1 protein-coding gene is annotated in these 1,521 nt (G+C 61.1%); it reads left to right on the top strand.

The genetic code is table 11. The features are described 5' to 3' along the window. Positions 1-186 precede the first annotated feature (186 nt). Positions 187-1,173: a tyrosine-type recombinase/integrase gene (locus DSD19_RS21140; RefSeq protein ID WP_113671005.1), complete on the top strand. Its 987-nt coding sequence runs from the start codon at positions 187-189 to the stop codon at positions 1,171-1,173. Positions 1,174-1,521: the final 348 nt, after the last annotated feature.

Below are 1,521 nucleotides of genomic sequence, written 5' to 3'. Positions count from 1 at the left end.
CATCACCCACCGTCAGTCCGGGAGCTTGAATCATTCAGCCGTAGCGGTTTCAAGCAGATCAATGGGTCCTGAGCCTAACAGAGGGGTATTGCCGCCTCCAATCGAGCTCGTTCCCGGTCTGGAACGCTGGCGCGCCTCCGATCTGAGGGCAGTTCTCGATGGTCAGGTGCCGCGGGAGAGGTTCGAATGGTGAAGCGGACACAGCGGCCCTACGTTTCCCGTCGCACGGTGAAGGGAAGGACCTACTACTATTTCCGCCGAAACGAGAAATTCGTGCGTCTTCCGGACAACCCCGACAGTCCCGAGTTCGATCACGCCTATTGGGCCTGCCGGTCGGGCAGAAATGTCGCCGTCAAGACAAGCTTCGACGCCCTCATAACCAGCTATCTTGCCTCACCGGCCTTTCTCGCGAAGGCCCCAACCACACGCAAGGAATACCGCCGCACGCTCGACCAGATCAGAGCCAAGAACGGGCCGAAGGACTTCACGCGCCTGCGCCGCCGCGACGTCATCGCGGCCCGCGACACTCATGCGGAGCACTGGCGAAAGGCAAACGCAATGGTCGAAATGCTCTCGATACTCGCGCGTCATGCGCGGGATCTGGAATGGATCGACTTCAACCCGGCCGAGAATGTGGAGAAGCTCAAAGGCGGCAGCTACGAACCATGGCCGCCTTGGGCACTTGATGCCTTTTCGCGTGAGGCCGAAGGCACGGCCTTGACCGCATACCATCTGGGCGTGGGAACGGGCCAACGGCTTGGCGACCTGTGCAAAATGGAATGGGACCACTACGACGGCGACGCCATTGCCGTCGTGCAGGGAAAGACCGGCCAGCGCCTATGGGTCGCATGTCCTGCCGACCTGCGCGAATATCTCGATGCCCTGCCCCGAACCGGCCGCTTCATCCTCGCCAAGAACCTGACACACCCCCTCGGCAAGAGGACCGTGCAGCGACTGGTCGAAGGCGTCAGGAAGAAGATCGGCGCCACGGCCTATGTCATTCATGGATGGCGCTACACCGCTGCGATGCAGCTTGCGGAAGCCGGGTGCAGCGACAGCGAGATTGCTGCCGTGACGGGGCACCGCACGTTGCAGATGGTCCAGAAGTACCGCGCCGGAGCGAACCAAAGGCGCCTGTCCAGGCAAGCCCAGGATCGCAGGGACAGAACATGAACAGAACGGGAAACCGGAAAACTATGCGGAAAACCGCCGCCGCAGGGGGTACCGAAGCCTCCCCCGACAAGGCGAATTATTGTTAAATTTCATAATGGTGCGGGTGAAGGGACTCGAACCCCCACGCCTTGCGGCGCCAGAACCTAAATCACCGGAAGGTCGCGCGACCTCAGTGCTCTAACCGCCTGAGTTGTATAGAACAACACATGCACATACCGTGAACCCGGGAAACGGATTCGGGCGCACATTTTCCTCAGCCAGCCACCCGGCCTGGGGGCTCCGAGCGACGACGCGGCATCGCGAAAACGACACTCACAGATCGCACGACAGGACACATCCGATCCCTGC

The organism is Rhodovulum sp. BSW8, from assembly GCF_003314725.1.
Taxonomy (GTDB): Bacteria; Pseudomonadota; Alphaproteobacteria; order Rhodobacterales; family Rhodobacteraceae; genus Rhodovulum; species Rhodovulum visakhapatnamense.
This window is presented reverse-complemented; position numbering and strand designations above follow the sequence as displayed.

Bases quoted from the DNA above. Each gene is read 5' to 3' on its own strand.
- DSD19_RS21140 (WP_113671005.1), top strand. From the start codon at position 187: ATGGTGAAGCGGACACAGCGGCCCTACGTTTCCCGTCGCACGGTGAAG.